Raw genomic sequence first — 24,662 nt, forward strand, 5'->3', positions numbered from 1 at the left:
AGGTAGCTTTCTGTATTGAACTGTACAATCTTTTATCTAGAACCGTAGTCCATATCGTCTTCACGATCTACAGGTGTTCTGTCGTTTCTGTTCGCTAAAAGCCATGCAGTGTGGAATACCAACTGCGCTCTTTTTGCCATTACATCAAAAGTGATTTTCTCTACAGTATCGGTAGGCCTGTGATAGTCAGCATGTGTACCGTTAAAGTAGAATATAATCGGAATGCCTTTTTTGGCGAAGTTGTAGTGGTCAGATCGGTAGTAGAATCTGTTTCTATCGTTTGGATCATCATAGCGGTAATCTAAGTCAAGCTTAGTGTAAGTAATGTTAGCGTACTCAGAAATAACTTTTAAGTGACTTGAAAGCTTTTCAGAACCAATTACATAAACATAGTCTCTGTTGCCAGACTCTTCGTGCTCAGGGTCAACTCTACCAATCATGTCGATGTTAAGGTTGTTAACCGTGTTTTCGATTGGGAAGATTGGGTTGTCAGAATAGTAAGCAGAACCTAAAAGTCCTTTTTCCTCACCTGTTACGTTTAAGAAAAGAATGCTTCTTCTTGGTCTGTGGCCTTCTTTGGCTGCTTGGGCAAATGCTTCAGCAATTTCCATTACACCAGTAGTACCAGAACCATCATCGTCAGCACCGTTGTTAATTACAGAACCATCTTCGTTCTGACCGATGTGATCATAGTGAGAAGAGATTACCAAAACCTCATCTTTAAGGTCGGTGCCTTCCAAGAAAGCCATCATGTTTTCAGTAGAAATAGTGTTTAGCTTTTCTTTAACTGAAACATTTACTGTTCTAGCCTTGATGTTAGATGGAGTTTCCGCATTGTTAGTCAACTCTTCTGTTGAGGTTCTGAATATCTCAGCAGCAATTTCTTGAGTAATGTAGAAAATCATAGAAGGATCGCCTGAGTACTCTTCTTCAAAGCGAAGTCTGCCCATAATGAAGGCTCTTCTTTGACGAGGTAGCGTTTGCTTGAATTGCTCATCGTCAGCCGCCATCATCATTACAGCTTTAGCGCCAGCTTCAGAAAGTGTTCTCATTAACGAACGATCTCCGGCCATAGCAATCACTGCTTTGCCTTCTAAATCAAGTCCTTCAAGGTTAGTGCCTTTTCCAACATAAACAGCATCAAGCTTAGCTTCTTTGCTCATGTTTTCATAGCCAAGGAAAATGATTTCTTCACCGTTTAATTTCTTGCCTTTTCTAGTTTTTATGTACACATCAGACCAGTCTGACTGATACATGTTGAATTTTTGACGGTAAGTACCATCGACAGGGCCTTCTAGGCCTATTTCTTTATAAAAATCCTCTAAGAATTTAGATGCTTTTTTCTGACCTTCTGTACCTGTTTCACGACCACCGAAATCGTCTGAAGCAAGAATAGAAAGCTTGCTGCGCATGTCTTGTGGGGTAATCGTATTTGCATACTTCACAGAAGCATCTTGTTGCTGAGCAACCACGCCCATAGGGAGCATAATAGCCGCACCAACAAATGATAATAATCTCCTCATTTTCTGGTTTGTTTTATGGTTCTAAAAATTAGCGCCATAAAGCTAATGATATTTTTAAATGTGTGTGGCTCCGTTTATCCAAAACGGGCAGGTTTTTATTTTGTAGATGTAAGGAAATCAAGTCATTGTGAATTACCTTTGCCGCCAGAAATTGAGAGGAAATTTTAGCTAAGTAAACTAGCGGATATGACAAAAATCGATCTACGGAAAACCCAGAAGTTTGAAGACCGCCATAATGGCCCTGACGCTAAGGAAGTTCAGGAAATGTTAGAGGTGATTGGAGCACCAAGCCTCGATGCTTTAATAGAAGAAACTGTGCCGGCCGGAATTCGAATGAAGGAGCCGTTGAACCTGCCTTTGCCTAAGTCAGAGTTTCAGTTCTTGAAAGACCTAAGACACATTGCAGCGCAAAACAAAATGTTTAAGTCCTACATTGGTATGGGCTATTACGATACCATTGTGCCGGGTGTAATTCAGCGAAATATCTTGGAGAATCCGGGATGGTACACGGCTTATACGCCTTACCAGGCGGAAATTGCTCAAGGTAGACTGGAAGCCTTGGTGAATTTTCAAACCATGGTAATGGACCTTACTGGGATGGAGATTGCGAATGCATCTCTACTTGATGAGGCCACTGCTGCTGCAGAGGCAATGTTTATGTTTGCTGGTCAGCGCAAGAAGGATAAGAAATCGGCCAACACGTTTTTCGTAGATGAGAATACTTTTCCTCAGACGATTGAAGTGTTAAAAACACGTTCAATTCCGGTTGGTATTGATTTGGAAATTGGTGCTGTTGCAGATTTAGATTTAACTAGAGAAGACCTTTACGGTATCTTAATCCAATATCCTGCTGGTGACGGAAAAGTGATCAATTATAGCTCGCTTATCGCTAGTGCTCATGAAAACAATGTATTTGTAACCGCAGCTGCCGATTTAATGTCGCTGGCTCTTTTAACACCTCCGGGTGAAATGGGTGCCGATGCTGTAGTTGGTACAACGCAGCGTTTTGGCGTACCTATGGGCTACGGTGGTCCACACGCGGCTTACTTTGCTACTAAAGAAGCTTTCAAACGCCAAATTCCTGGTCGAATTATCGGTGCTTCTATCGATAGCCAAGGCAATCAGGCTTATAGAATGGCCCTTCAAACCAGAGAGCAACATATTCGTAGAGAGAAGGCTACTTCAAATATTTGTACAGCGCAGGTATTGTTAGGTGTAATGGCGGGTATGTATGGTGTTTATCACGGCTCGCAAGGTATTAAGCACATTGCTTTCAAAATCCATGGCTTTGCCCAGTTGGTGAACAAAGGATTGAAGCACTTAGGTTTTAATCAGTTAAATGACCTTTACTTCGATACACTAAGAATAGAGACTGACTTGGCCATGGCTGAGAAAGTGAAAACTATTGCTGAAGTAAACCAAGTGAACTTCCGTTATTTCGAAGATGGTAGCATTGGTATTGCGGTTGACGAAACTACTCGAGTAGAAGACGTTCAGGTTATTTTCGAAATTTTTGCTGAGGCTACTGGTCAGGTAATGGATTTCGATTTGGATGGTGAAGCAGCTGATCTAGAGGTAGCGTTGCCAGCCGATTTAGAAAGAAAGAGTGATTTCATGACTCACCCGGTATTCAACCAATACCACTCAGAGCATGAGATGCTGAGATATATCAAAAAATTAGAGAACAAGGACCTTTCATTGGTGCATTCAATGATTTCACTAGGTTCTTGTACTATGAAGTTGAATGCAACTGCCGAAATGGTGCCAGTTACCTGGCCTGAGTTCGGTGGTATTCACCCATTTGCACCAACGTACCAAACCCGTGGTTATCACATGATGTTCCACGATTTGGTGGATTGGTTGTCTGAAATTACTGGTTTCTATGATGTTTCGTTGCAGCCAAACTCTGGTGCTCAAGGTGAGTATGCTGGCTTAATGGTTATTCGTGCTTATCACGAAAGCCGTGGCGAAGGACACAGAAACATTGCTATAATTCCTTCTTCAGCTCACGGTACAAACCCTGCTTCTGCGGTTATGGCCGGCATGAAGGTGGTAATTGTAAACTGTGATGAGAAGGGGAATATTGATGTAGAAGACCTAAAGGCTAAAGTAGAGCAGCACAGCAATGAGCTTTCTTGCCTAATGGTTACTTACCCGTCTACTCACGGGGTGTTCGAAGAAAGCATTAAAGACATGTGTGCGCTAATTCATGAGCATGGCGGACAAGTTTACATGGATGGTGCCAACATGAACGCGCAGGTTGGTTTAACAAGCCCTGGTATTATTGGGGCCGATGTTTGTCACCTTAACTTGCACAAAACGTTCTGTATTCCTCACGGTGGTGGTGGGCCTGGTATGGGGCCAATTGGTGTTGCAGAGCACCTTGCGCCATTCTTGCCGGGTAACCCAGTGATAGAAAGCGGTGGTGATAGCGCCATAACTGCGGTTTCTGCAGCGCCTTGGGGTAGCGCAAGTATTCTAACAATTTCTTACGCTTACATTGCCATGATGGGTGCCGAAGGGTTGACCAATGCAACTAAAATGGCTATTCTAAACGCCAACTACATCAAAGCGAAGCTGGAGAAAGAGTTTAAGATTCTTTATGCAGGTAGCAAAGGCCGTTGTGCTCATGAAATGATCGTGGATTGCCGCGACTTCAAAAACCAAAAGGTAGAAGTAGAAGACATCGCTAAGCGTTTGATGGACTATGGTTTCCACGCACCAACAGTGTCATTCCCTGTTGCAGGTACTGTAATGATTGAGCCAACTGAGTCTGAGTCTAAGTCTGAGCTGGATAGGTTCTGCGAAGCAATGTTGAGCATTCGTCAGGAAATCAGAGAAATTGCTGATGGAATTGCCGAAGAAGGTAGTAATGTATTGAAAAATGCTCCGCACACGGCCGCAATGGTGTTGGAGGGGCAGTGGGAAATGCCATACTCTAGAGAGAAGGCCGTTTACCCAGCGCCTTATGTTAAGGAGGCTAAGTTTTGGCCAACAGTTGCCAGAATCGATTCTGCTTATGGCGACAGAAACCTAATGTGTAGCTGTATTCCAGTTTCAGATTATCAGGAAGAAGAAGCAATGGCCTAAGCCATTGTAATTATAAGAAAGTAAAAACCCCAAGTGAAGGCTTGGGGTTTTTTGTTTGATTATCTCCAGTCTTAATTTACGCTCATCCAGGTTTGTCATGAGGGACTTGAATAGGTTAAACTAATTCAAATAATTGTAATATTTTTTCAAATAAGCGGTATGTAGAATACATAAAAGTGTATACCAAAATTATCCTTGACCTTTTATCTTGGGGGATTCTTTAAACCTAAAATTTATGTTTAAACACAGACAACTACTTCTAGTAATTACAACTTTTTTTTGTCTTTCCTCAATTTCAAATGCACAAAAATGGGCCTTCCATTCAGGTTCTAATTATGATAATTCTAATCCGCCTATTTATGGAGAAATGGGTGTTTCAAATGAATTAAACTCTCCTGGTGATAGGTTTGGGTTTGCTACTTGGACCGATAGTCAAGGGAATAACTATCTGTTTGGAGGGCGAGGAAAGGACTCTGACGGAACAATTGGATTCAGAAATGACCTTTGGAGGTATGATGGCCAAACTTGGACATGGATTAGTGGCGATAGCACCTTAGATAGTGGTGGCGATCATGGAGCCTTAGGAGTTGCTGAGCCTGATAATATACCCTCAGGTAGAGTAGATGCCGTCTCATGGACCGATGCTGATGGCAATTTTTGGCTTTTTGGTGGTCAGGGTAAGAATAGTGCTGGTGTAACTGGCGAGTGGAATGATCTGTGGAAGTTCGATGGTCAAAATTGGACTTGGGTCAAAGGCTCAAATAATATTCATAGTTTGGGTCAATTTGGTACGGAAGGAGTTGCAGATGCAGACAATGTTCCAAGCGCAAGACGGGGTGCCTCAATAGTTCAAGTATCGAATGGGGAAGTTCTGCTTTTCGGGGGAGAAGGTCGTGATGGATCAGGAAATGGAGGTTATCTAAATGACCTTTGGAGATGGAACGGAACAGCATGGACATGGCTTGATGGAAGTAATATAGCCAGTAACTTTGGTGTATATGGAATTCAAGGACAAGCGAATGTTTCCAATGTACCAGGTGCAAGATATGGCGCAACTTTTTGGGTTGATTCTCAAGATAACTTCTACATCTATGGTGGCTTTGGCTTTGCCGAAAACTCCGGCTTTTCATATCTTAATGACCTCTGGAAATGGGATGGTTCTAATTGGACTTGGGTTAACGGATTAAAGGATGGAAGCCAAACTGGTATTTATGGAGATATAGGTCAAGAATCAACGATAAACATGCCTGGGTCAAGAGCGGGGGCCATTGGTTGGACTGATGCAAACGATAATCTTTATTTATTCTCTGGATTCGGATTCGATAAAGATAGAGGCCCAATAAGATTAAATGATCTATGGAAATGGGACGGAGCCATCTGGCAATGGATATCAGGTTCAGATGTAGGCGATGGAAAGGGTAGTTTTGGAATCAAAGACACACCGCAAGAATCCAATTCTCCTGATGCTCGGTTTGGTAGTGGTATTTGGCTTAATGGAGAAGTGGTTAACCTTTACGGGGGAGATGGATGTCAAGCCGATTTTTGGCAATGGGATGGAACAAACTGGATTTGGAAATCAGGTCAACCAAGTGTTGAAAAAGAAGGGAATTATGGGACAATTGGTATTGCAAACGCCTCTAATCATCCCGGGATTCGTATGGGTGCAGTTACATGGGAGGTAAACGGAGATCTTTATTTATTTGGTGGTCAAGGAAGAGGAGATGGGAATTCAGAGGTATTCTTAAATGATCTTTGGAAGTATGACGGCAGTAATTGGACCTGGCTTTCTGGTACATCAACAAGCGATGATTTGGGTAATTATGGAGAGAAAGGCGTTGCTGCTGAAAGTAACCTTCCTAGATCTCGAAGTCTGGCTTCATCTTGGAAGACCAGTAATGGGGATCTTTATTTATACGGAGGATTTACAAGAGACGGTGAAAGTTTTGTGAGCTTAAATGATTTATGGAAATGGGATGGTCAAAATTGGACTTGGTTAAGCGGTGATAAAACATCAAATCAGCTAGCCGATTATGGTGAAAAAGGAGTTGCAGCCCCATCAAATGATCCTGGTAGTAGATATGGAGCTGTACAATGGAAAGATAACTCTGGTAACTTATTTCTATTCGGTGGATTAGTTGCTTTCGAAAGTGGAGGGGTTGGGGAGATGGCTGACCTTTGGAAATGGGATGGTCAAAATTGGACTTGGGTTGATGGACCGAGTAGTTTTTTTGAACAACAGTATGGAATCTATGGGGAAAAAGGAGTGACAAGTGAATCTTCTATTCCTGGGCCAAGATATTACGCCACTGTGTTTCAATCTGCCCAGAATGAGGTTTACCTATTCGGTGGCTATGGGTATGATGCTGACGGGGAGTTTTCATATTTGAATGACCTTTGGAAATGGGACGGAGCAAACTGGACATGGTTAGCTGGTAGTACAAATGGTGAAGCAGTAGGTAATTACGGTGAAAAAGGAGTGCCTGATACTAAGAATGCACCTAGTGCTAGGCAGCTAGCAGCAGGCTGGGTCACGAATAGCGGAAATCTATATGTTTTTGGTGGAAATGGCCTCGATGCAAGAGGTGGTCAGGGCTTACTTAATGATCTCTGGAGATGGGATGGTGAAGCTTGGACTTGGTTAAAAGGGGCGGACACTATCGATTCGGTTGGTATATTAGGAGAGCGTGGTGTTCAAGCTCCTGAGAATGAACCTAGTGCAAGAGTAGGGGCGTCTTCATGGATCGGATCAAATGGAACATTTTATCTTTTTGGCGGTATTGGTAAAGATCAAAATGGAAGATCAAATGAGCTTAATGATTTGTGGAAGATAGAAAAAGAGCAACAAGGTTTATCCTATAATAACATAGCTGACATTGCAAATAAAGTTTATGGAGATCAACCATTTGAAGTAATTGTGACAGCATCATCAGGAGAAGTCGTTCAATTGTCAAGTTCAGACCCCAATATTGTTTCTTTTGACGGAAGTACTGCTACAATAAATGGCGCAGGCCAAGCGGATATCATTGCTATTGAAGATCGAGCCGATTTCTATCAATCGATTCAAGGAGCTACTCTTATGTCTGTTGGTAAAGCCGATATTGCCATTAGCGCAGAAGAGCAGAGTAAAATATATGGTGAAAATGATCCTGAATTGACATGGTTTGTGTCTGAAGGTCGGCTTGTTGGAGCGGATGACTTAAGCGGTAACCTATTGAGAGCTGAAGGAGAGTCGGCAGGTGCCTATGCGATTGAGCAGGGATCTTTAACTGCTGGAGTTAATTATAATTTGACATTTAAAGGGGCCGATTTGAGTATTTTTGTGCGTGAGATAACGGTTAAAATTGATGATCTCACTAAAAATTATGGAGAGCAAGACCCTGAGCTTACTTTCACTATAACCGATGGATCTCTTGCTTTTGACGACCAGTTTGAGGGAGAACTTTCCAGAGACCCGGGCGAAAATGTGGGTGAATATGAAATTGATGATAACACGTTGAGGTTATCAGAGAACTATACTCTTTTTTTTAGCACAGGTATTCTTAGCATTGAACCAGCGGTCCTAACAGTAACAGCAGACGATGCTATCATCAACAAAGGAGATGATATTCCAGCATTGACCATTCAATATGAGGGCTTTGTTAATGGAGAAGATGTGTCAGTCCTGAGTCAGGCTCCCGAGGTAAATACCTCGGCTACTGCAACAAGTGATAGAGGTACTTATGCTATCGAGGTTACTGGTGGAGAAGCTGATAATTATGAGTTTGCGAATATCAATGGTACGCTCACTATTACGGGACCCGTATATAGTTTGCCAAGTACTATTGCATTCAATAATGTAGTTATAGGAGATACGCAGTCTGAGGAAGTAACCATCGAGAATATGGGAGATGGGGCGTTGAATGTTACGGGTATTGCGCTGCCAGCAGGTTACTCAGTAGATCAAGCCGCTTTTGATGTGAACGCAGGATCTAATGGAGCATTTACAGTAACCTTTACTCCTACAGTTGAACAGGTTTACTCTGGTGATATCACAATTACTTCTAATAATGGAGAAGAGAGTATTGCTATATCTGGTGAAGGAAAGGTCGTTGCGGCTATTGATGATGATCAACTGGATATTGCAGAGGTGAGGGTGTATCCGAACCCATCGAACGAATGGTTAAGTATCGACCTTACAGATTCTCCGGCCAATAAAGCCAACCTGAGTTTAATCGATACCCAAGGAAGCATTAGCTGGCAACTTACTGAGGAAACAGAAAAGCAGGTGAGTGTGAATGTTTCGAGCTTCAGTTCAGGCATGTATTTGTTAATAGTTGCTACAGAAAAGGGAACGGTAATCAAGAAAGTAATGGTGAAACACTAAAAGCCGATTGAATATCAAAAGTATTTGAGCCAAAGACTGTATTGTTCAGAGTTGGTAGCCATTGCATTGGCGGTGGAGAAAAGCCCTTAGGACAAGCTTGAAGTGGAACCTTGGATATTACCACAAAGCAATGGCCTAAGCCATTGTATTTATAAGAAAGTAAAAACCCCAAGTGAAGGCTTGGGTTTTTTTGTTTTATGAGGCTAGTAGTTCTAATTCGCTCCGCTGGTATCGTGAGTAGAATTGGTAGGGAAGGTAAGTGGTGGAGAAAATTAAAATTGAAACTACCATTAACATTTGACTAATACCGAGCTGATTCAAGGACTGCAGTTTTAATAGAGATGTTTCATTGTGGTATGTATTGTAGATATCGCTTATAGTTTCTGGTGTTGCTTCCTCTTGGATGTTTGAACTTAGATATTGTGATTTTATTACTTTGCGCCTAATACTCACTTGATAATTGTTTTGGAAAGAGAGAATGGCAAATAGTATAGAAACAGTTAAACAGATTGCACTTAAATAGCCTCCGATAAATGCGATTTTCTTGATCATGATGTTGTGTTTTTGAGTGGTTAATAATTTTAAATCTATTTCTAATTCATGGGGAGTCTCTGGTAGAAGCTTCTCTTTTGCCGAGGTGAAGGCTTCTTCAAAGTCAGCACCAGTATCGGCTTGTATTAGCTCAATTTCCGTGGCTAAATGATCTACCAAATCGTCTATTAGAGCCACGTTACTAAAGCCATGTTGCTTTAGGTATTCCCTAATTGTGTTTATTTCAGCATTACTCATGATAGTGCGGTTTTTGGTTTGCCAAAGAGCGTACTAAGTGTTGCTTGAAACTCGATTACTTCATTAACCGCAGGTGCTACGGCCTCTTTTCCTTTGCCAGTAAGTCGGTAGTATTTGCGGGTGCGGTTGCCAACCATTACGGCTTCTGTTTCTAAGTAGCCCTCTTTGGTTAAGGCGTGTAAGCTAGGGTATAAAGAGCCTTCTTTTATAAGTACTTTGCCTTGTGAGCTCGCCTTTACGTGCTGAACAATCTCGTACCCATACATTTTTCCGTGGTCGTTTAAGAGCTTTAGAATTATGGGTTTGAGTATGCCTTTTAATAATTCTCGTGAATACATAGAACAATAATACATCATAATTCTATGTATTGCAAATTCGGCAGATCTGTAAATATTTTTTAAGTTTATGTAGAGATTCTTTTGCCAACTTCATCTACTAAACTGTTATGCTTCGCCCATTCGTTAGCCTAATCTTGTTGTTGATTGGGTTCAGTCTTTCTGCCCAAGCTCCCAATTTAGACTCTTTAAGACGGGTTGTATTACAAGCCGAATCGAACCGAGAGCGTGCCGATGCGCTGGCTCAATATGGTAATGCCCTTCCAAATTTCCGATCAGAAGAAGTCATGGGGCTTGCAGACAGCGTTTTGTTGTTGGGTGAATCGGGCGCCTATTACCAAGCAACTAGCGATTTCCTAAAGGGGGTCAGTTACTTCAAATCGAGGAGCTTTCCCCTAGCAAAGAAGTATTTAAAGTTGAGTATAGCTGAACTGGAAGGGGAGAATGAGGATTTGTTTTTTCGAGCGAAGAATGTTTTGGGCCTTTCATATCTGTATGGTCAGGAAAACGATTCGGCCATATATGTATTTAACGATGTGTTGCAAACGGCACCTTCAAGCAATCTGCATGCAATGTACTCAGCAAACGGAAACATTGGCTTGGCTTATAAACGCATTGGTGAGTATGGAAAAGCCATTTACCATTTTCAAGAATCTCAAAAAGTAGACCCTGCTAATGAGTACGGAAACCTAAATACCACAATGAATGTGAGTCTGATGTTTCTGGAAATGGGGCTGTTTGAAGATGCCCTTCGAAGCTTACGAGGGTCGGATGTTACTGGGTTTGAACCTCAGCCAATCAAATCTGCATATTATAACAACTTGGCGAGAGTTTTTTATGAGTTGAATCAACCCGATTCTGCTGAATACTATTGGAAGGCTTCCATTGCAATTAACAAGCAGATAAACCGTTTTGATGGTCTTTATTTTAATCAAATGACATTAGCTGAGAAGCTACTAGAGCGAGCAAACTTGGTAGAAGCGAAGGCTTACTTGGATAGTGCAAGCATGCAACTTTCTTATTTAAGACGCCCTGATGATAAGTTTCGCTATAATTTGATTTTAGGTACCTATTATTATCAGAATAACCAGCTTGACTCGGCTATTGCTCGTTTTAATGAGCACATAGAGAATACAGCATCGCCTCGTTTTTTGGGTTTAAGGGGTGATGTGTATTTATTGCTATCGCAAGCCTATGAAGAGAAGGGGGAAATAGCCAAGAGTAATGAATACCTAAAACAGCATAATGCTTTGGGTGAAAATATGAGGGAAAAGGAAAGGGAACGCTTTTTGGCAGAGGCAAAAGCTAACTATTTATTGGCCGTTAAGGAAGGTGATTTAGATGCTTCCAACCAGAAAATAGAGGTGTACACTATGCAGCGCATTTTACTGATTGTTGCTGTTTTTGTGCTGATAATTATTTTGTACATCTACTTTAGAAACTATAGAAAAACGGTCTCAGGGCTAGCGGTGCAAGCGGCTGAAAATGTAAATTTGAGCAAGCAAATTGAGAAGCAGAAAACCCAGATAATTGAGCTAAAGAGTAAGGCTATACTAGAGGCTGAGGAAATTGTAGCTGTAAAGTCAGACGGCAACTACTTGGAGTTTTACCTTAAGTCTAAAGATAAACCGGAAATAGACAGGAACAGACTAAAGAACGTATTGGAAGTATTGCCAGATTATTTCGTTCAAATTCATAGGTCTTATATCATCAATTTGAAAGAGGTTAGAATAAAATTCTCTGACAAAGTGGAAATGAAAAACGGGGAAGTGTTACCTGTTTCAAGAACCTATAAAGACAACTTAAAAGATGCGCTATCCAAGTTTGGGTTAGGGGAATAAAAAAGCCGCAATTAAGCGGCTTCTCTATTATTCATTGTCTCAGGTCTAGCGTCTAATATCTGACGTCTGATGTCTAAACATGCACGTGTCTCTCGGCATGGTAAGAAGATCTAACCAATGGCCCCGACTCTACATACTTAATGCCTCTTTTCAGTCCTTCTTCTTTAAAGAATTCAAACTTATCTGGGTGAACGTATTCAATTACCTCGTGGTGGCGTTTGGTTGGCTGTAAGTACTGGCCAAGTGTAAGAATATCCAAACCTACTTCAGCCAAATCGTCCATCAATTGGAAAACTTGATCATCCGTTTCACCAAGGCCAAGCATAGCACCAGATTTGGATCTTTTGCCGTACTCCTTTATACGTTTTAGCTCTTCTAAACTTCTTGGGTATTTTGCTTGAGGACGTACCGGTCGGTACAATTCCTTTACTGTTTCTACATTGTGAGATACCACTTCTTGACCTGCGTCAATCATTCGGTAAAGTGCCTCCCAGTTTCCTTTTACATCTGGAATAAGCGTCTCTATAGTGGTTTCTGGGCTAAGTTGCTTGGTTTGTACCACAGTTTGGTACCAGATCTCAGCACCTCTGTCTTTAAGCTCGTCACGATTTACCGATGTAATAACCGCATGCTTAACGCCCATTGTTTTTATAGCTTCTGCTACGCGTTTAGGCTCTTCTAAATCGTACTCTGGCGGACGGCCAGTAGCTACCGCACAGAAAGAACACGAACGTGTACAAACATTACCAAGAATCATAAAGGTGGCAGTACCTGCTCCCCAACATTCACCCATGTTTGGGCAGTTGCCACTTTCGCATATCGTATGAAGCTTATTTTTATCGACTAGTTTACGCACTTTGGCGTATTCTGGACCAACCGGTAGTTTAACTCTTAACCAGTTGGGCTTGCGTCTTTTATTTTCAGTTTCTTTCGAAACGACAGGTAGTTCTATCATAGCTTTCTCCTCTGTCTAAGTAGAACACAAAGGTAAGGTAAAGGTTCCAAATAGCAGTGCTGCGGACTATCTTCTTTTACCGAAGTAAATGGCTAGAAAGGCAGCGGTAAAAACACTCTGGTTATCGGCTAGTGGCAGAATGTTAATTTCTCGGGTGTAAGCGTCAACGGTAAAGCCAACTTCGAAGCCAAAAACCTTCTGTTTGGTAGAATTGGTTTCAAAGGTAAGTGAGGCTTTTGCGAAGCCACCCAAAACAAAGCTTGACTCTCCGATACCTCTAAAAGGCCCTGCTTTTCCACTTATAAAGCCAGGCGAATGTCCTTGATTGTTAGGGTCGTATTGTTCTTTTCTGGAGCCGCCTAATTCAACATAATAAGGAATTTCCATTCCTATAGATGGGCCAACTGCAACTAAGCCCGAAATGCGAGCGCCTTGCTGTGGGGCTTTTCTAAAAAGAATCTTTTCCCGTCCATACATTGGCCTCAAGGCTACCAAATAATTTGATTTTCCATAAACAAATGAACTTCCGGTAACAGTATTTACTCGGCTTTCTCTTGGGTGCTTAATGTTTACAGCTTCAAATGCAATGTGAGAAAGGTCTCTAGGGCCCAGCGTTTTTGAATGTCGGTAGAATATACCGCTAATTAGTCCTCCATTGGTGGCTTTTACAATTCCGAATACATTCTCTTTTTCGTATGCCTCATCAACATCGTTGGGTGATCGTTGAGCATTCACGCTAAGCGTGGTTACAAAAAGGAGTAGGGCATAGAGAGCGAATTTGCGCATAGAGTTTTGCTGCTATTTTCAAGGTCTCTAAATTAACGAAAAATTATTCTGCATAGTTTATGATCACGATCAAATCGAAATATGAGGGCGGTTTAAGAACCACCATGGAGCACGTAAAGTCTGGAAACACCATGCAAACAGATGCTCCGGTAGATAATAACGGAAAGGGCGAAACTTTTTCGCCAACCGATACCGTGGCAGCAGCGTTGGGTAGCTGTATGATGACCGTAATGGCGATAGATGGCGAAAAGAACGGCATCGACATGAGCGGAATGCGCCTTGAAGTTACCAAGGTAATGTCGGCCAGCCCGCGCAGAATTTCTGCTTTAAAAGTGGATTTTTATTGGGATGGTTGTACTGCTTCTGAGGAAGATAGAGCCAAGTTGAAAGAGATTGGAAGAAACTGCCCGGTGGCGTTAAGTCTGTCGGAAAGCCTAAGACAGGAAATTACTTTCCATTTTTAAAGAGCCTTATAGGTCTTAGATTACATCGGAAGAAAGCTATTTCTTTCCGCCACAAGCTGTGTCTTCACAGCGTCACAGAGTCGTTTGTGGAAGCTTGCTTTTACGGGCAGGGAGCGGTTGCAAAATATAAAACCCATCCCTCGAAATCTAGGTAAGTAGATTTACCGCTATTAATAAAAAAGAGGCTGTCTCAAAAGTTAACCACTTTCGTCATTCTCAGCCTGCCTGCCGCAGGCAGGCTTGACTGGGAATCTCATTCAGGCTTTAGACCTAGTTTAAAGAGATTCCCGATCGGTGTCGGGAATGACGCTTTGCTTTTGCGACAGCCTCTTTAAATTTAAGCCATTAGCTTTTTGTACTTTATTCGTTTAGGGCCTGAGTCACCTAATCTTTTCTTGCGATTTTCTTCATATTCAGAATATGAACCTTCGAACCAATACACTTGAGACTCTCCTTCAAAAGCCAGAATGTGCGTACAAATTCTATCGAGGAACCAACGGTCGTGAGAAATGATCACCGCACAACCACCAAAGTTTTCCAGTCCTTCTTCAAGCGCTCTCAGCGTATTTACATCCAAGTCGTTGGTAGGCTCATCCAGTAGGAGTAGGTTGGCACCTTGCTTTAAGGTGAGGGCTAAATGCACCCTGTTTCTCATACCACCAGAAAGTTCGCTTACCTTTTTGCTTTGGTCGGTTCCGTTAAAGTTAAATCGGCTAACATAGGCACGAGAATTAATTTCCTTTCCGCCAAGGTTAATCAGTTCGTTGCCTTCGGAGATAACTTCCCATACTGTTTTGTTAGGGTCGAGCTTGGTGTGCTCTTGATCTACATAGGCAATGTCAACTGTTGGACCAACCTCGAATGTTCCTGCATCTGGTTGTTCCTTACCGGTAATCATATTAAAGAGTGTGGTTTTACCAGCTCCGTTTGGCCCAATAATTCCCACAATACCACCTTGAGGTAGTGAAAACTCAAGGTTTTCATACAAAAGCTTATCGCCAAATGCTTTCGAAACGCCTTTAGCTTCAATTACTTTCGCACCAAGTCGTTCGCCAGCCGGAATATATAGTTCCAGCTTTTCTTCTTTCTCCCTTGCTTCTTGTCCGACAAGTTTGTCATAAGCGCTCAAACGTGCTTTTGCTTTTGCCTGACGGCCTTTTGGCGACATGCGTACCCACTCAAGCTCGCGCTCCAAAGTTTTCTGTCTCTTCGATTCGCTTTTTTGCTCTTGTGCCAGACGCTTCTGCTTTTGGTCTAACCAAGAAGAGTAGTTGCCTTCCCAAGGAATACCCTCACCACGGTCTAGTTCCAAAATCCAGCCGGCTACATTGTCTAGGAAGTAACGGTCGTGTGTTACGGCAATTACGGTTCCTTTATATTGCTTAAGGTGTTGCTCAAGCCAATGCACTGATTCTGCATCTAAGTGGTTGGTCGGCTCATCCAGTAACAGTACATCTGGCTCCTGAATAAGCAAGCGGCATAGGGCAACCCGTCTTTTTTCACCACCCGAAAGGTTTTTAATAATGGCGTCTGAAGGTGGGGTGCGTAGTGCGTCCATGGCGCGCTCTAGTCTAGAATCTAGCTCCCATGCATTTAGCTGGTCTAGCTTTTCCTGTACCTTACCTTGCTCCTCAATCAGCTTGTTCATAGCGTCTGGATCATCCAACACTGCAGGATCAGCGAATTTGAGGTTAATATCTTCGAATTTTTTTAGTAGTTCGGTTACTTCGCCAGCACCTTCTTCTACTACCTGTTTCACAGTTTTTTCAGGATCCAAATCTGGCTCTTGCTCTAGCATGCCTACGGTGTAACCAGGAGAGAAAACCACCTCGCCCTGATATTCTTTATCCATACCAGCAATAATTCTCAGCAAGGAAGATTTACCAGCTCCGTTGAGCCCCAAAACGCCAATTTTGGCACCATAGAAGAAGGATAGGTATATGTTTTTTAGTACTTGTTTATTAGGCGGGTAAATTTTATTCACCCCGGCCATAGAAAAAATGATCTTATTGTCGCTCATTTTGGGTGATTTTGCATCAAATATGGTAAAAATTATGCTCGATGTGAGGCTAAAAAATTAGAATAACTAATTTCGGGCTTTAAACAAAGTACACGTGGAATATTCGGAATTCGGTAGAGTTGAAGATGGTAAGCTAATAAGGAAGTCTTTTTTGGACTTTCCTGAACGAGTGATTGGTGAGGTAAAAGAAACCGAAGAAAAGACAGTTGCATACTTTCAGGAACGCTTTGCCGCCTTACAAAATGAGGTGGAGGAGATTAAAAAGAAGGTAGAAGAAAACGCTAATAAGGGTTCTTTTATGACAAAGGTGAAGCACTTGCTTGATACTTTGCCAGAGCATGATGGTTTAGGGGCTTATGAAACCTTGCACGAAACGCTAGACAAGCTTTACAAAGAACTTGATGCCTACATTACTGCCAATCGTCATAAAAATCTTCAGATAAAAACTGCTTTACTGGATGAGTTGAAGCCAATTGCTGAAAGTAAGGAGTGGAAGTCTGCTTCTGCAGCTGTAAAGGAAATTCAGCAAAAGTGGATTAAAACCGGGGCTGTAGCGGAGGAACATAAGGAGGCCATTGAAGAGAATTTCAAGGCAATTATTGATGACTTTTATGCTAAGCGAGCCGAGTTTTATGCCGACTTGGAGCAAATGATGGAAGAAAAAGAGAAGGACTTTAATGACTTTCTCCAAAATGCTGAAAAGAAACTTTCTGCACTAAAAGACACTAGTGCCATTAAGCAATCTATTTCTCAGCTTACAGAGGAGTGGAAATCGCTGGGTAAAGTAAAGCCAAAAAGGCACAATGAACTTTGGGAAGAGTTTCAAGGAATTATTAAAAAATCACTTGGTGCGGCTAAAAAGGTTGAGAAGAAAAAGAAGGCCGTTTCCAAAGGCGACTCATTGAAAAAGAAACAAGCAATTGTTGACCAACTGAAAGAAGCCAATAAATCAATGGTGCCAACCGTTGACCTAAAAGAATTGAAGCATGCTTGGAAGTTGGCGGGTAAAGCACCTGCCGATTTGAACGAAGAATACTTGTTCCATTCGGCAATGGTTTCTGAGAAGAGCTTTATGGCTGGCTTGGTAGAAAAGAAAGCAAAAAAGGGAAGTTCTGAAACCGATTTGATCAAGTTGCAGTTGAAGGTGTGTCGCGACTTATTGGAGCGAGACAAAAGGGAGCTTTTGAATTTTCAAGAGAACCTTGGTAAGTTCAATACGTCTAAGGGTTTAGACAGTTTGTTGGACAAGAAATTGCAACAGCAAGAGCGAAAAGTAAAAGTGAAAGAGGCGATTTTAAGTCAAATTCGAGAAGCGAATAGGTCAGAAACCGCCAAATAAGCCTGTAAAGGGCTATTTTATTATATAAAAATAAATGCGTGTATCTATTTGAATATTAATGATTTATTGTATTCTTTTGCACGCCTGTTAAAAGAGAAGAGAAATGTATTGGACATTAGAATTAGCGTCATATTTAGAAGATGCCCCATGGCCGGCAACTAAAGATGAATTGATTGATTTCTCGATACGTTCGGGTGCTCCCCTAGAGGTGGTAGAGAACCTGCAGGAGCTGGAAGATGACGGACAACCATACGAGAATATTGAAGAAATTTGGCCAGACTATCCGACTAAAGAAGATTTCTTCTTTAACGAAGACGAATATTAAAGAAAGCCTCCTAGTGAGGCTTTTTCTTTTTTAGAATAAATTTAAATACTTACCGTATAACTTACGTCATTGTGTCTATTCGACACTTTGGTCTAATATCCGCACCGCTGTTATACGATAATCGGCACTTGACCCAATAGTTCTGGGGATTATTTAATATGTTTCCTTATATTTCTAAACTATCCTAAACGCGCAGGATAGAAGAATTACTATTGAAATCCATAAAATAATCTCAATGAACTTAAACCTAAAAGCAAAGCAGGAGCAAACGTTTGATGCTATTGTGGTAGGTTCAGGAATCAGTGGGGGTTGGGCTGCTAAAGAACTTAGTGAAAACGGCCTAAAAACGCTGGTACTGGAACGCGGTCGTAAGATCGAACACATTAAAGACTATCATACGGCAACAATGGACACTTGGGACTTGCCAAACCGAGGCAGAACACCAAGAGACGTAATTGAAAAGGATTACCCTAAACAAAACAGAACTGGGTACACCACTGCTGAGGCTCACCGTCATTTCTTTGTAAAAGATAGCGAGCACCCTTATCAAGAAGATTCCCGTTTCGACTGGATGAGAGGTTACCACCTTGGTGGTCGCTCTATCACTTGGGGACGTCAGTCTTACCGTCTTAGCGACATCGACTTTGAATCAAACCTAAAAGAAGGTATTGCGGTTGATTGGCCGGTACGATACAAGGACATTAAACCATGGTACGATAAAGTTGAAAGGTTCATTGGTGTTTCTGGTGAAAATAGAGGCTTTAAGCAGCTGCCTGATGGTCAGTTTCTTCCGCCAATGGAGTTGAACTGTGTTGAGCAAGACTTCCGTAAAGCAGTTGAAAGCAAATGGAATAATAGGTGGGTTACAGTTGGAAGAACTGCACACTTAACGCAACCATTAAATGTTGGTAACCCTAACCACCCTAACCAAGGTGGTCGTAGCCAGTGTATGATGAGAGATAGATGTATGAGAGGCTGCCCTTATGGAGGTTACTTTTCAAGTTTATCATCAACTCTTCCTGCTGGTTTGGCTTCAGGAAACCTTACAATTAAAACAGACTCAATCGTTCATGAAATTATGTACGATGATAGCACCGGCAAAGCAACAGGTGTTAGAGTAATTGATCAAAATACTAAGGAGTCTAAGGAGTATTACGCTAAAGTGATTTTCCTTTGTGCTTCGGCTATCGCATCTGCTGGTATCATGCTGATGTCGAAAAGTGATCGTTTCCCTAACGGTTTGGGTAACGACAGTGGCGAGCTTGGCCACAACATAATGGATCACCACTTGGGCGTGGGAGCTGGCTCTAGGGTTGAAGGCTATGAAGACAAGTATTACAAAGGAAGAAGAGCGAATGGTATTTATATCCCTCGTTTCAGAAACTTAGGTGGTTCTTCTAATATGCCAAACTTTAAGCGTGGTTATGGTTACCAAGGTAGTGCTTCCCGCGAAGGATGGGGTAGAAATATTGCCGAAATGAGAGCGGGTAGAGTTGGTGGAAACATCAAAGATGCTTTGATGGAGCCAGGAGGCTGGACCATGGGCTTTATGGGCTTTGGAGAAACGCTTCCGCAGCATAAAAACCACATGTACTTAGATCATGATAACCTAGATGCATGGGGACTTCCGCAAATGAGGTTTGATGCTGGGCATTTCCATGATAATGAGTATGAAATGCGTAAGGATATGGCGGCTTCCGCAGCAGAAATGCTTGAAGCAGCTGGTTTCAAAAACGTTTATACTTACGATAATGGGCCTAACATGGGACTTGGTATTCACGAAATGGGTACTGCCCGTATGGGACACGACCCTAAAACTTCGGTACTGAACAAGTGGAACCAGGTACACGCTGTTAAAAACGTGTTTGTAACTGATGGTTCGTTCATGACTTCAGCAGCTTGCCATAACCCATCACTAGGTTATATGGCATTCTCTGCAAGAGCAGCGAACTACGCAGCAGATCAATTGAAAAAGAACAATCTATAATTATGGAAAGAAGAGAAGCATTAAAAAACATTGGGTTTGGTTCTGCCGCTTTGTTTACATCGAGCATGTTGTTCGGTGCTTTGCAAGGCTGTTCTTCAGCACCAACTGTAGATTGGGTACCTACCTTCTTCACGCCAGAAGAGGCAGCGCAATTGGAGAAAATTTGTGAAGGTATTTGCCCTCCAACATCAACTCCAGGGGCGGTTGAGGCAGGTGTTCCTAACTATTTAGATCAGAGCATGAAGGTGATTGAAAAACACCCAGAGGCAGATCATTTTAGAAAAGGAATGGCAGTATTTGTTGAAAACTTCGACAAAAACCAGCCGGTTAAATTTAACAAAGCCACTACTGAGCAGGTAACTACTGCTATTAATGAGTACTACAAAAAGTACGATAGTGACCCGAGCATTTTGAAAAGTTACAGAGAGTCTGCTTCGGATAAGGCTGGAGAAAAAAGTGCGCAGTTCTTAGAAACGCATTTTGTTACCCAAGTGGTTGATTCAACTTTTTACGCTTACTTTACTTCAGAGTTGGTTGGTGAGACAGTAATGCCTTACGATCCGATTCCAGTGCAATATCAAGGATGTCTTCCACTAGAGCCAGGACAAATGTCTTGGTCGAATGTGTAACCATCATAAATCGAACAAAAAAACCAGTCAGCTGACTGGTTTTTTTGTTTTAAAACTTCTGTACTTCTATAACTCTATCACTTCGTTTTGAATGGCCCATTTTACTAGACCAACGGAGTTTTTCAATTCGAGCTTTAGGAGGATGTTGGAACGGTGACTCTCTACAGTGTGGGTACTAATTGAAAGTTCGTCTGCTATTTCCCCAGTAGTTTTTTCTTGGCAAATGAGCTGAATGATTTCCAGTTCCCTTTTTGTGAGCAGGTCTTTCTTTGCAAAAGAGCTGGAGTTCTTTTGATTGGAAACATCTAAAAAGTTCTGCATTAAGAGTGGGTCGAAGAAGTTGCGGCCTTCTTTTACCTCAAAAATCGCTTTTAGAATATTCTCTTTACTTGAGTTCTTAAGTAGAAAGCCAAAAGCGCCATTTTTGATCATGCGCTTGGCTAAGCGAGGATTATCATGCATGCTCAAGGCTATTATGCGTATTTGTGGGTAATGTTTGTTGAGGTAGCTCGTGCATTCTAGGCCATCCATTTCGGGCATGTTAATGTCCATCAAAACCATATCAACGGCCTTAGATTCTACCATTTCAATTACCTGATTGCCGTTAAGTGCGCCTCCTACAAATTCCAATTCGGCCACATCGCTAATAATGGCTTCTAGTCCATCAATGATCACTTGATGATCATCTGCCACCAAAACTTTAATTTTATCCATAGAGTGGTAAGTTAATATCGAACTGAACACCAGCACCTGGGGCAGTGGTTATGTTTAGCTTGCCCTTTAGAATGTCTATACGCGAGGCAATGCTTTTAAGTCCAATTCCGGCTTTAATCTCCGATTTATCAAAGCCCTTTCCATCATCTTTATAGGTGATTTTTACTTCGTTGCTGAGGTTTTTTATGGAAAGGCTAACTGTGCTGGCCTCAGCATATTTAATACTGTTGTTTATTAGCTCCTGAATAATGCGATAAATGAGCACTTCTTTTTCTTCCGCTAACAAGCCCTCTTCTACCTGTATGTCTTCATTAATCTCAATTTGAGTGGAGGCTTTTACATTGTCGAGTAAGTCTAATATGGCTTCTTCAATACCAAGTTTGGTTAAGCTGGCAGGCACCATGTTATGCGATATTCTTCTTACCTCTGTGCAGGCATTGTCTATTTGTTGCAGCGAATCTTGATAAGCTTTTTTGTCATCAACTTTATCTTCGAAGTTACTCAGCCTAAGTTTTACGCTGGTTAACAAAACGCCTATGCCATCGTGTAAATCCTTCGCCACTCGTTTGCGCTCTTGCTCTTCACCCATTACCATGGCTTGTAGGTTTTCTAACTTCTTTTTCTGAAGTGTTTGGACAAAAATAAGGTAGGAGATTACCAGCACTATGGCTAGTACAATAACTACAATGCTGAATATGCGGGCCTTCCTACTGGCAAAAAATGCAGTGGCTTCTGCTTCGTCTAGCTGTTTATCGGTACGAAAGTCTTCGGTTATTTGGGCAATTGAGCTTAGTCGGTTATTTGAAAGCTCCACGCGAAAGGAGTCTGCCTCTAGGCGTTTGTATTCAAATGCTCGTTTGTAGTCTTTAAGTCCTTCATATGCTATGGAAAGCTGAGCAAAAATCCGGATGTACATTTTGATGTCCTTCTTGATGTTGTCATTGCTTAGGATTTGCTCTAGGCTTTTAGCGCACTCAGCATACTGACCAAGCTGTAGTAAAATACCAGCCTCTTCCATTGTAACTACACCCTCGTAGTATGCGTTGCCCATAGCCCGATACATTCCCTTTGCAGACTTTAGGTAGGTTACGGCACTATCTAATTTCGCAGGGTCAGTTTCATCGGCAATTCTTGCATAGGCCATACCCGTCATGTAATTTAAATTAGCCGCAATAGAAAGCTGGCTTTCTCCGCTAATACTATTTAATCCTTGTTTAAAGTAGTCAATGGCTTTGTAGTGCTCGCTTCTTCTAAAGGCAATGGTGCCCAAGCTGTAAAAGCTCATTCCAAGTTCACTATTGAGCTTGAACCGTTGCCTTACTTTTAGTGCTTCTAGGTAATAGGTTTCGGCCAAGTTGAAGTCTTTTAGGTTACTATTGTAAATAGACCCAATGTCATCATAGATTTCACTTATCAGTTTGGCAAAAGAGGCATTTTCTGGAATGCTTTTGAGCGATTCAATATAAACAGCAACGGCTTCTTCATATTTGTTCTCTAGGGATAGAACACGCCCCAACGATTGCTGATATCTGATTTTTTGTTCGGTGTTAAATGAAGTGGTGTCTATTTTGGCCTGGATAATTCTGGCCGAGTCGGCATCTGAGAGTGAAAAGTGAGTGAACTTATTCAAAAGGTTCTCACTGCTCTCTTGAGCATTTAATGAAAAGACAAGGCACAGCCATAAGGCTGTGCATGTAAATATTTTTTTCATTGATCTATTATCCATTGCCTCCACCTGGAGGTGGAATAATGATGTCGCATTCTACGGTTAGTATAAAGTCTTCTTTCTTCTCTTTGTGGTCTAAAGGATTAACCACAATGGATAAAGTTTCGCATCCTTTCCACTCTTCGTTTAACAACAGTTCAAGTTTTACCATAAATTCAGCTCTTGGATCTGAAGAAGGGTTGGCACTCATTTCTAGTGTCCACTTCTTATTGGCTAAATCTTGTTTCATGTCCTGCTTCTCAACAACGTACATTTTTGGGGAGGCTACAGGAACTCCTGTTACATTAGTAATGAAATCAGGTTCTTCATAACCTTCTAAAAAGAAAACTACAGATACCGGAAAGTAATTTTTTCCTCCTTGATTTACCTTTTTGCCTCTTTTCACAAAGGCCAATACATGTTGATTTGTGTACTCCTTAAATTCATCCCTGTTATAGCCACGTGAATGTGACCCAGGTTTTCTGGTGGGGACTTTTCTATTCATAGTGTTGGTTGATTAAATTATTAATAAGCTACAATTTCTTTCAGGCTATTGCAATAAAGGTAGCGGGTTGGTTACCAGTTTTTTGTAGATGGAAAACGGGTGTTCTAATAATGGCAGAAAACCACTACCCGAATTAGGGTAGCGGAAAACCACTAATTGTTTGAATGCAATTATTCCCTGATAGAATTGAGCTTGGATTTGACTCACTTTGGGTAAGCTAAATCGATAATATTATGTACCCTACCGAAATCAATGAGAAGTTTACTGATAGAGAATTTGAAATTCTTAGTCTATTGGCCGATGGTGCCAGTGCCAAGCAAATCGCGCATCGGCTGTTTGTGTCGGTGAATACGGTGACCACTCATCGTAAGAATATTCTGAGCAAAACAACTGCCCCAAACACTACGGCTTTGGTAGCCAAGTGCATTCGCATGGGGTGGATATAGGATGTCCTTTACTTACATACAGAGACATAAAAAAAGCCGCATTTAGCGGCTTTCAGTTTTTATAATATCGAACGTTTTATAGTTCTCTGATCCAAATATTTCTGAATCTAACCGGGTTGCCATGGTCTTGTAGTACAATTGATCCTTCGCCATGCGCATCGTTTTTAGGGAAACCGATGTATTCAGTAGTTCCTAACAGTCTCTGATGGTTTTGAACTACAACACCATTGTGAATTACAGTTACATAGCCATCTGATACTTTAATGCCGTCTTCGTTGAAACGAGGTGCAGTGTAAAGAATGTCATAAACGTTCCATTCTCCTGGTGCAACTGTGGCATTCACCAATGGAATTGATTGCTTGTAAAGTGAAGCAGCTTGCCCATTAGAGTAGGTTTTGCTTACGTAGCTATCCAATACTTGAACCTCGTATTTTTCCTGAAGAAAAACACCTGAGTTACCACGGCCTTGACCTTCGCCAACAATTTTGGTTGGTGCACTCCATTCAATGTGCAGCTGAATATCACCAAACTTTTTGTTCGTCATAATGTCGCCTTTGCCGCCAACTACTTCCATGTAGCCGTTCTCAACTTTCCAGGCTGCTGCCGATCCATCATTTTTCGACTTCCATTCACTTAAGTTGGTGCCGTCAAATAAAACGATTGCATCGGAAGGTGCGCCTCCGTTTTTGCCCGGGGTTACCTTACGCGGTACCGGATCCCAAACTTCGGTAGCTTTTGGGTCGGTAATCTGAGCAGAAAGCGCGCTTCCCACAAAGATCAATGCTAATGTTAAAATTGTCTTTTTCATCTGTTGATATGATTATTTGTCAAATTCAGATGGAACGC

19 protein-coding genes are annotated in these 24,662 nt (G+C 41.7%); 9 read left to right on the forward strand and 10 right to left on the reverse strand.

Annotated features, from left to right (window positions below; genetic code table 11):
* Nucleotides 1–32: 32 nt before the first annotated feature.
* Nucleotides 33–1,523, reverse strand: a complete 1,491-nt coding sequence (locus tag BMW98_RS07345) for a M28 family peptidase (protein ID WP_090257857.1) — start codon at nt 1,521–1,523, stop codon at nt 33–35.
* Between the two features lie 186 nt (nt 1,524–1,709).
* Between BMW98_RS07345 and gcvP the strand changes: the two genes are divergently transcribed.
* Nucleotides 1,710–4,613, forward strand: coding sequence for an aminomethyl-transferring glycine dehydrogenase (gcvP, locus tag BMW98_RS07350; protein ID WP_090257858.1), 2,904 nt, complete (start codon nt 1,710–1,712; stop codon nt 4,611–4,613).
* Between the two features lie 235 nt (nt 4,614–4,848).
* The gene (locus BMW98_RS07355) at nt 4,849–8,976 is read left to right on the forward strand and encodes an MBG domain-containing protein (protein WP_090257859.1); all 4,128 of its coding nucleotides are present in this window, start codon (nt 4,849–4,851) and stop codon (nt 8,974–8,976) included.
* Between the two features lie 195 nt (nt 8,977–9,171).
* Here the strand turns inward: BMW98_RS07355 and BMW98_RS07360 are convergent, their stop codons facing one another.
* Nucleotides 9,172–9,765 (reverse strand): hypothetical protein, encoded by a 594-nt coding sequence (locus tag BMW98_RS07360; RefSeq protein ID WP_090257860.1) that lies wholly within the window; start codon nt 9,763–9,765, stop codon nt 9,172–9,174.
* Nucleotides 9,762–10,103 carry a PadR family transcriptional regulator gene (locus BMW98_RS07365; RefSeq protein ID WP_090257861.1) on the reverse strand — a complete coding sequence of 114 codons (342 nt, stop codon included), beginning with the start codon at nt 10,101–10,103 and terminating at the stop codon, nt 9,762–9,764. The genes BMW98_RS07360 and BMW98_RS07365 overlap by 4 nt, the downstream gene beginning before the upstream one ends.
* A gap of 107 nt (nt 10,104–10,210) precedes the next feature.
* Between BMW98_RS07365 and BMW98_RS07370 the strand changes: the two genes are divergently transcribed.
* Nucleotides 10,211–11,941 (forward strand): LytTR family transcriptional regulator DNA-binding domain-containing protein, encoded by a 1,731-nt coding sequence (locus tag BMW98_RS07370; protein WP_090257862.1) that lies wholly within the window; start codon nt 10,211–10,213, stop codon nt 11,939–11,941.
* A 73-nt stretch (nt 11,942–12,014) separates the two neighbouring features.
* On the opposite strand, the gene lipA is transcribed toward BMW98_RS07370, so the two are convergent.
* Together lipA and BMW98_RS07380 are read right to left on the reverse strand one after the other, a co-directional pair.
* On the reverse strand, nt 12,015–12,896 hold the full coding sequence (gene lipA, locus BMW98_RS07375) for a lipoyl synthase (RefSeq protein ID WP_090257863.1): 882 nt from the start codon (nt 12,894–12,896) through the stop codon (nt 12,015–12,017).
* A 66-nt stretch (nt 12,897–12,962) separates the two neighbouring features.
* Nucleotides 12,963–13,682: a hypothetical protein gene (locus BMW98_RS07380; RefSeq protein ID WP_090257864.1), complete on the reverse strand. Its 720-nt coding sequence runs from the start codon at nt 13,680–13,682 to the stop codon at nt 12,963–12,965.
* 59 nt (nt 13,683–13,741) lie between these two features.
* Between BMW98_RS07380 and BMW98_RS07385 the strand changes: the two genes are divergently transcribed.
* Nucleotides 13,742–14,146: an OsmC family protein gene (locus tag BMW98_RS07385; protein ID WP_090257865.1), complete on the forward strand. Its 405-nt coding sequence runs from the start codon at nt 13,742–13,744 to the stop codon at nt 14,144–14,146.
* A 337-nt stretch (nt 14,147–14,483) separates the two neighbouring features.
* Here BMW98_RS07385 and ettA read toward each other — a convergent pair whose 3' ends face one another.
* Complete coding sequence (gene ettA / locus BMW98_RS07390) at nt 14,484–16,166, reverse strand: energy-dependent translational throttle protein EttA (RefSeq protein ID WP_090257866.1); 1,683 nt, start codon at nt 16,164–16,166, stop codon at nt 14,484–14,486.
* Between the two features lie 94 nt (nt 16,167–16,260).
* Here ettA and BMW98_RS07395 point away from each other — a divergent pair, with 94 nt between their 5' ends.
* The 4 genes from BMW98_RS07395 (at nt 16,261) to BMW98_RS07410 (ending at nt 20,446) form a co-directional block, all read left to right on the forward strand.
* Nucleotides 16,261–17,505, forward strand: a complete 1,245-nt coding sequence (locus tag BMW98_RS07395) for a DUF349 domain-containing protein (protein ID WP_090257867.1) — start codon at nt 16,261–16,263, stop codon at nt 17,503–17,505.
* 103 nt (nt 17,506–17,608) lie between these two features.
* A complete protein-coding gene (locus tag BMW98_RS07400; protein WP_090257868.1) occupies nt 17,609–17,830 on the forward strand; it encodes a DUF2795 domain-containing protein in 222 nt (73 codons plus the stop codon).
* A 235-nt stretch (nt 17,831–18,065) separates the two neighbouring features.
* Nucleotides 18,066–19,817, forward strand: coding sequence for a GMC oxidoreductase (locus tag BMW98_RS07405; protein ID WP_090257869.1), 1,752 nt, complete (start codon nt 18,066–18,068; stop codon nt 19,815–19,817).
* Nucleotides 19,818–19,819: 2 nt separating this feature from the next.
* Nucleotides 19,820–20,446, forward strand: coding sequence for a gluconate 2-dehydrogenase subunit 3 family protein (locus BMW98_RS07410; protein WP_090257870.1), 627 nt, complete (start codon nt 19,820–19,822; stop codon nt 20,444–20,446).
* 66 nt (nt 20,447–20,512) lie between these two features.
* Here BMW98_RS07410 and BMW98_RS07415 read toward each other — a convergent pair whose 3' ends face one another.
* Genes BMW98_RS07415 through BMW98_RS07425 form a run of 3 tightly spaced genes read right to left on the reverse strand, consistent with a single transcriptional unit; the run spans nt 20,513 to nt 23,370 of the window.
* Nucleotides 20,513–21,160: a response regulator gene (locus BMW98_RS07415; protein WP_090257871.1), complete on the reverse strand. Its 648-nt coding sequence runs from the start codon at nt 21,158–21,160 to the stop codon at nt 20,513–20,515.
* Nucleotides 21,153–22,871, reverse strand: coding sequence for a tetratricopeptide repeat-containing sensor histidine kinase (locus tag BMW98_RS07420; RefSeq protein WP_162844701.1), 1,719 nt, complete (start codon nt 22,869–22,871; stop codon nt 21,153–21,155). Before BMW98_RS07420 ends, BMW98_RS07415 begins: the two co-directional genes overlap by 8 nt.
* Nucleotides 22,872–22,878: 7 nt before the next feature.
* Nucleotides 22,879–23,370, reverse strand: a complete 492-nt coding sequence (locus tag BMW98_RS07425; protein WP_090257873.1) for a hypothetical protein — start codon at nt 23,368–23,370, stop codon at nt 22,879–22,881.
* 233 nt (nt 23,371–23,603) lie between these two features.
* Here BMW98_RS07425 and BMW98_RS07430 point away from each other — a divergent pair, with 233 nt between their 5' ends.
* On the forward strand, nt 23,604–23,816 hold the full coding sequence (locus tag BMW98_RS07430) for a response regulator transcription factor (protein WP_090257874.1): 213 nt from the start codon (nt 23,604–23,606) through the stop codon (nt 23,814–23,816).
* A gap of 76 nt (nt 23,817–23,892) precedes the next feature.
* Here BMW98_RS07430 and BMW98_RS07435 read toward each other — a convergent pair whose 3' ends face one another.
* Complete coding sequence (locus BMW98_RS07435; protein ID WP_090257875.1) at nt 23,893–24,624, reverse strand: 3-keto-disaccharide hydrolase; 732 nt, start codon at nt 24,622–24,624, stop codon at nt 23,893–23,895.
* Between the last annotated feature and the right edge of the window lie 38 nt (nt 24,625–24,662).

Origin of the sequence: Roseivirga pacifica (assembly GCF_900111145.1) — a bacterium.
In the GTDB taxonomy this organism is placed as follows: domain Bacteria; phylum Bacteroidota; class Bacteroidia; order Cytophagales; family Cyclobacteriaceae; genus Roseivirga; species Roseivirga pacifica.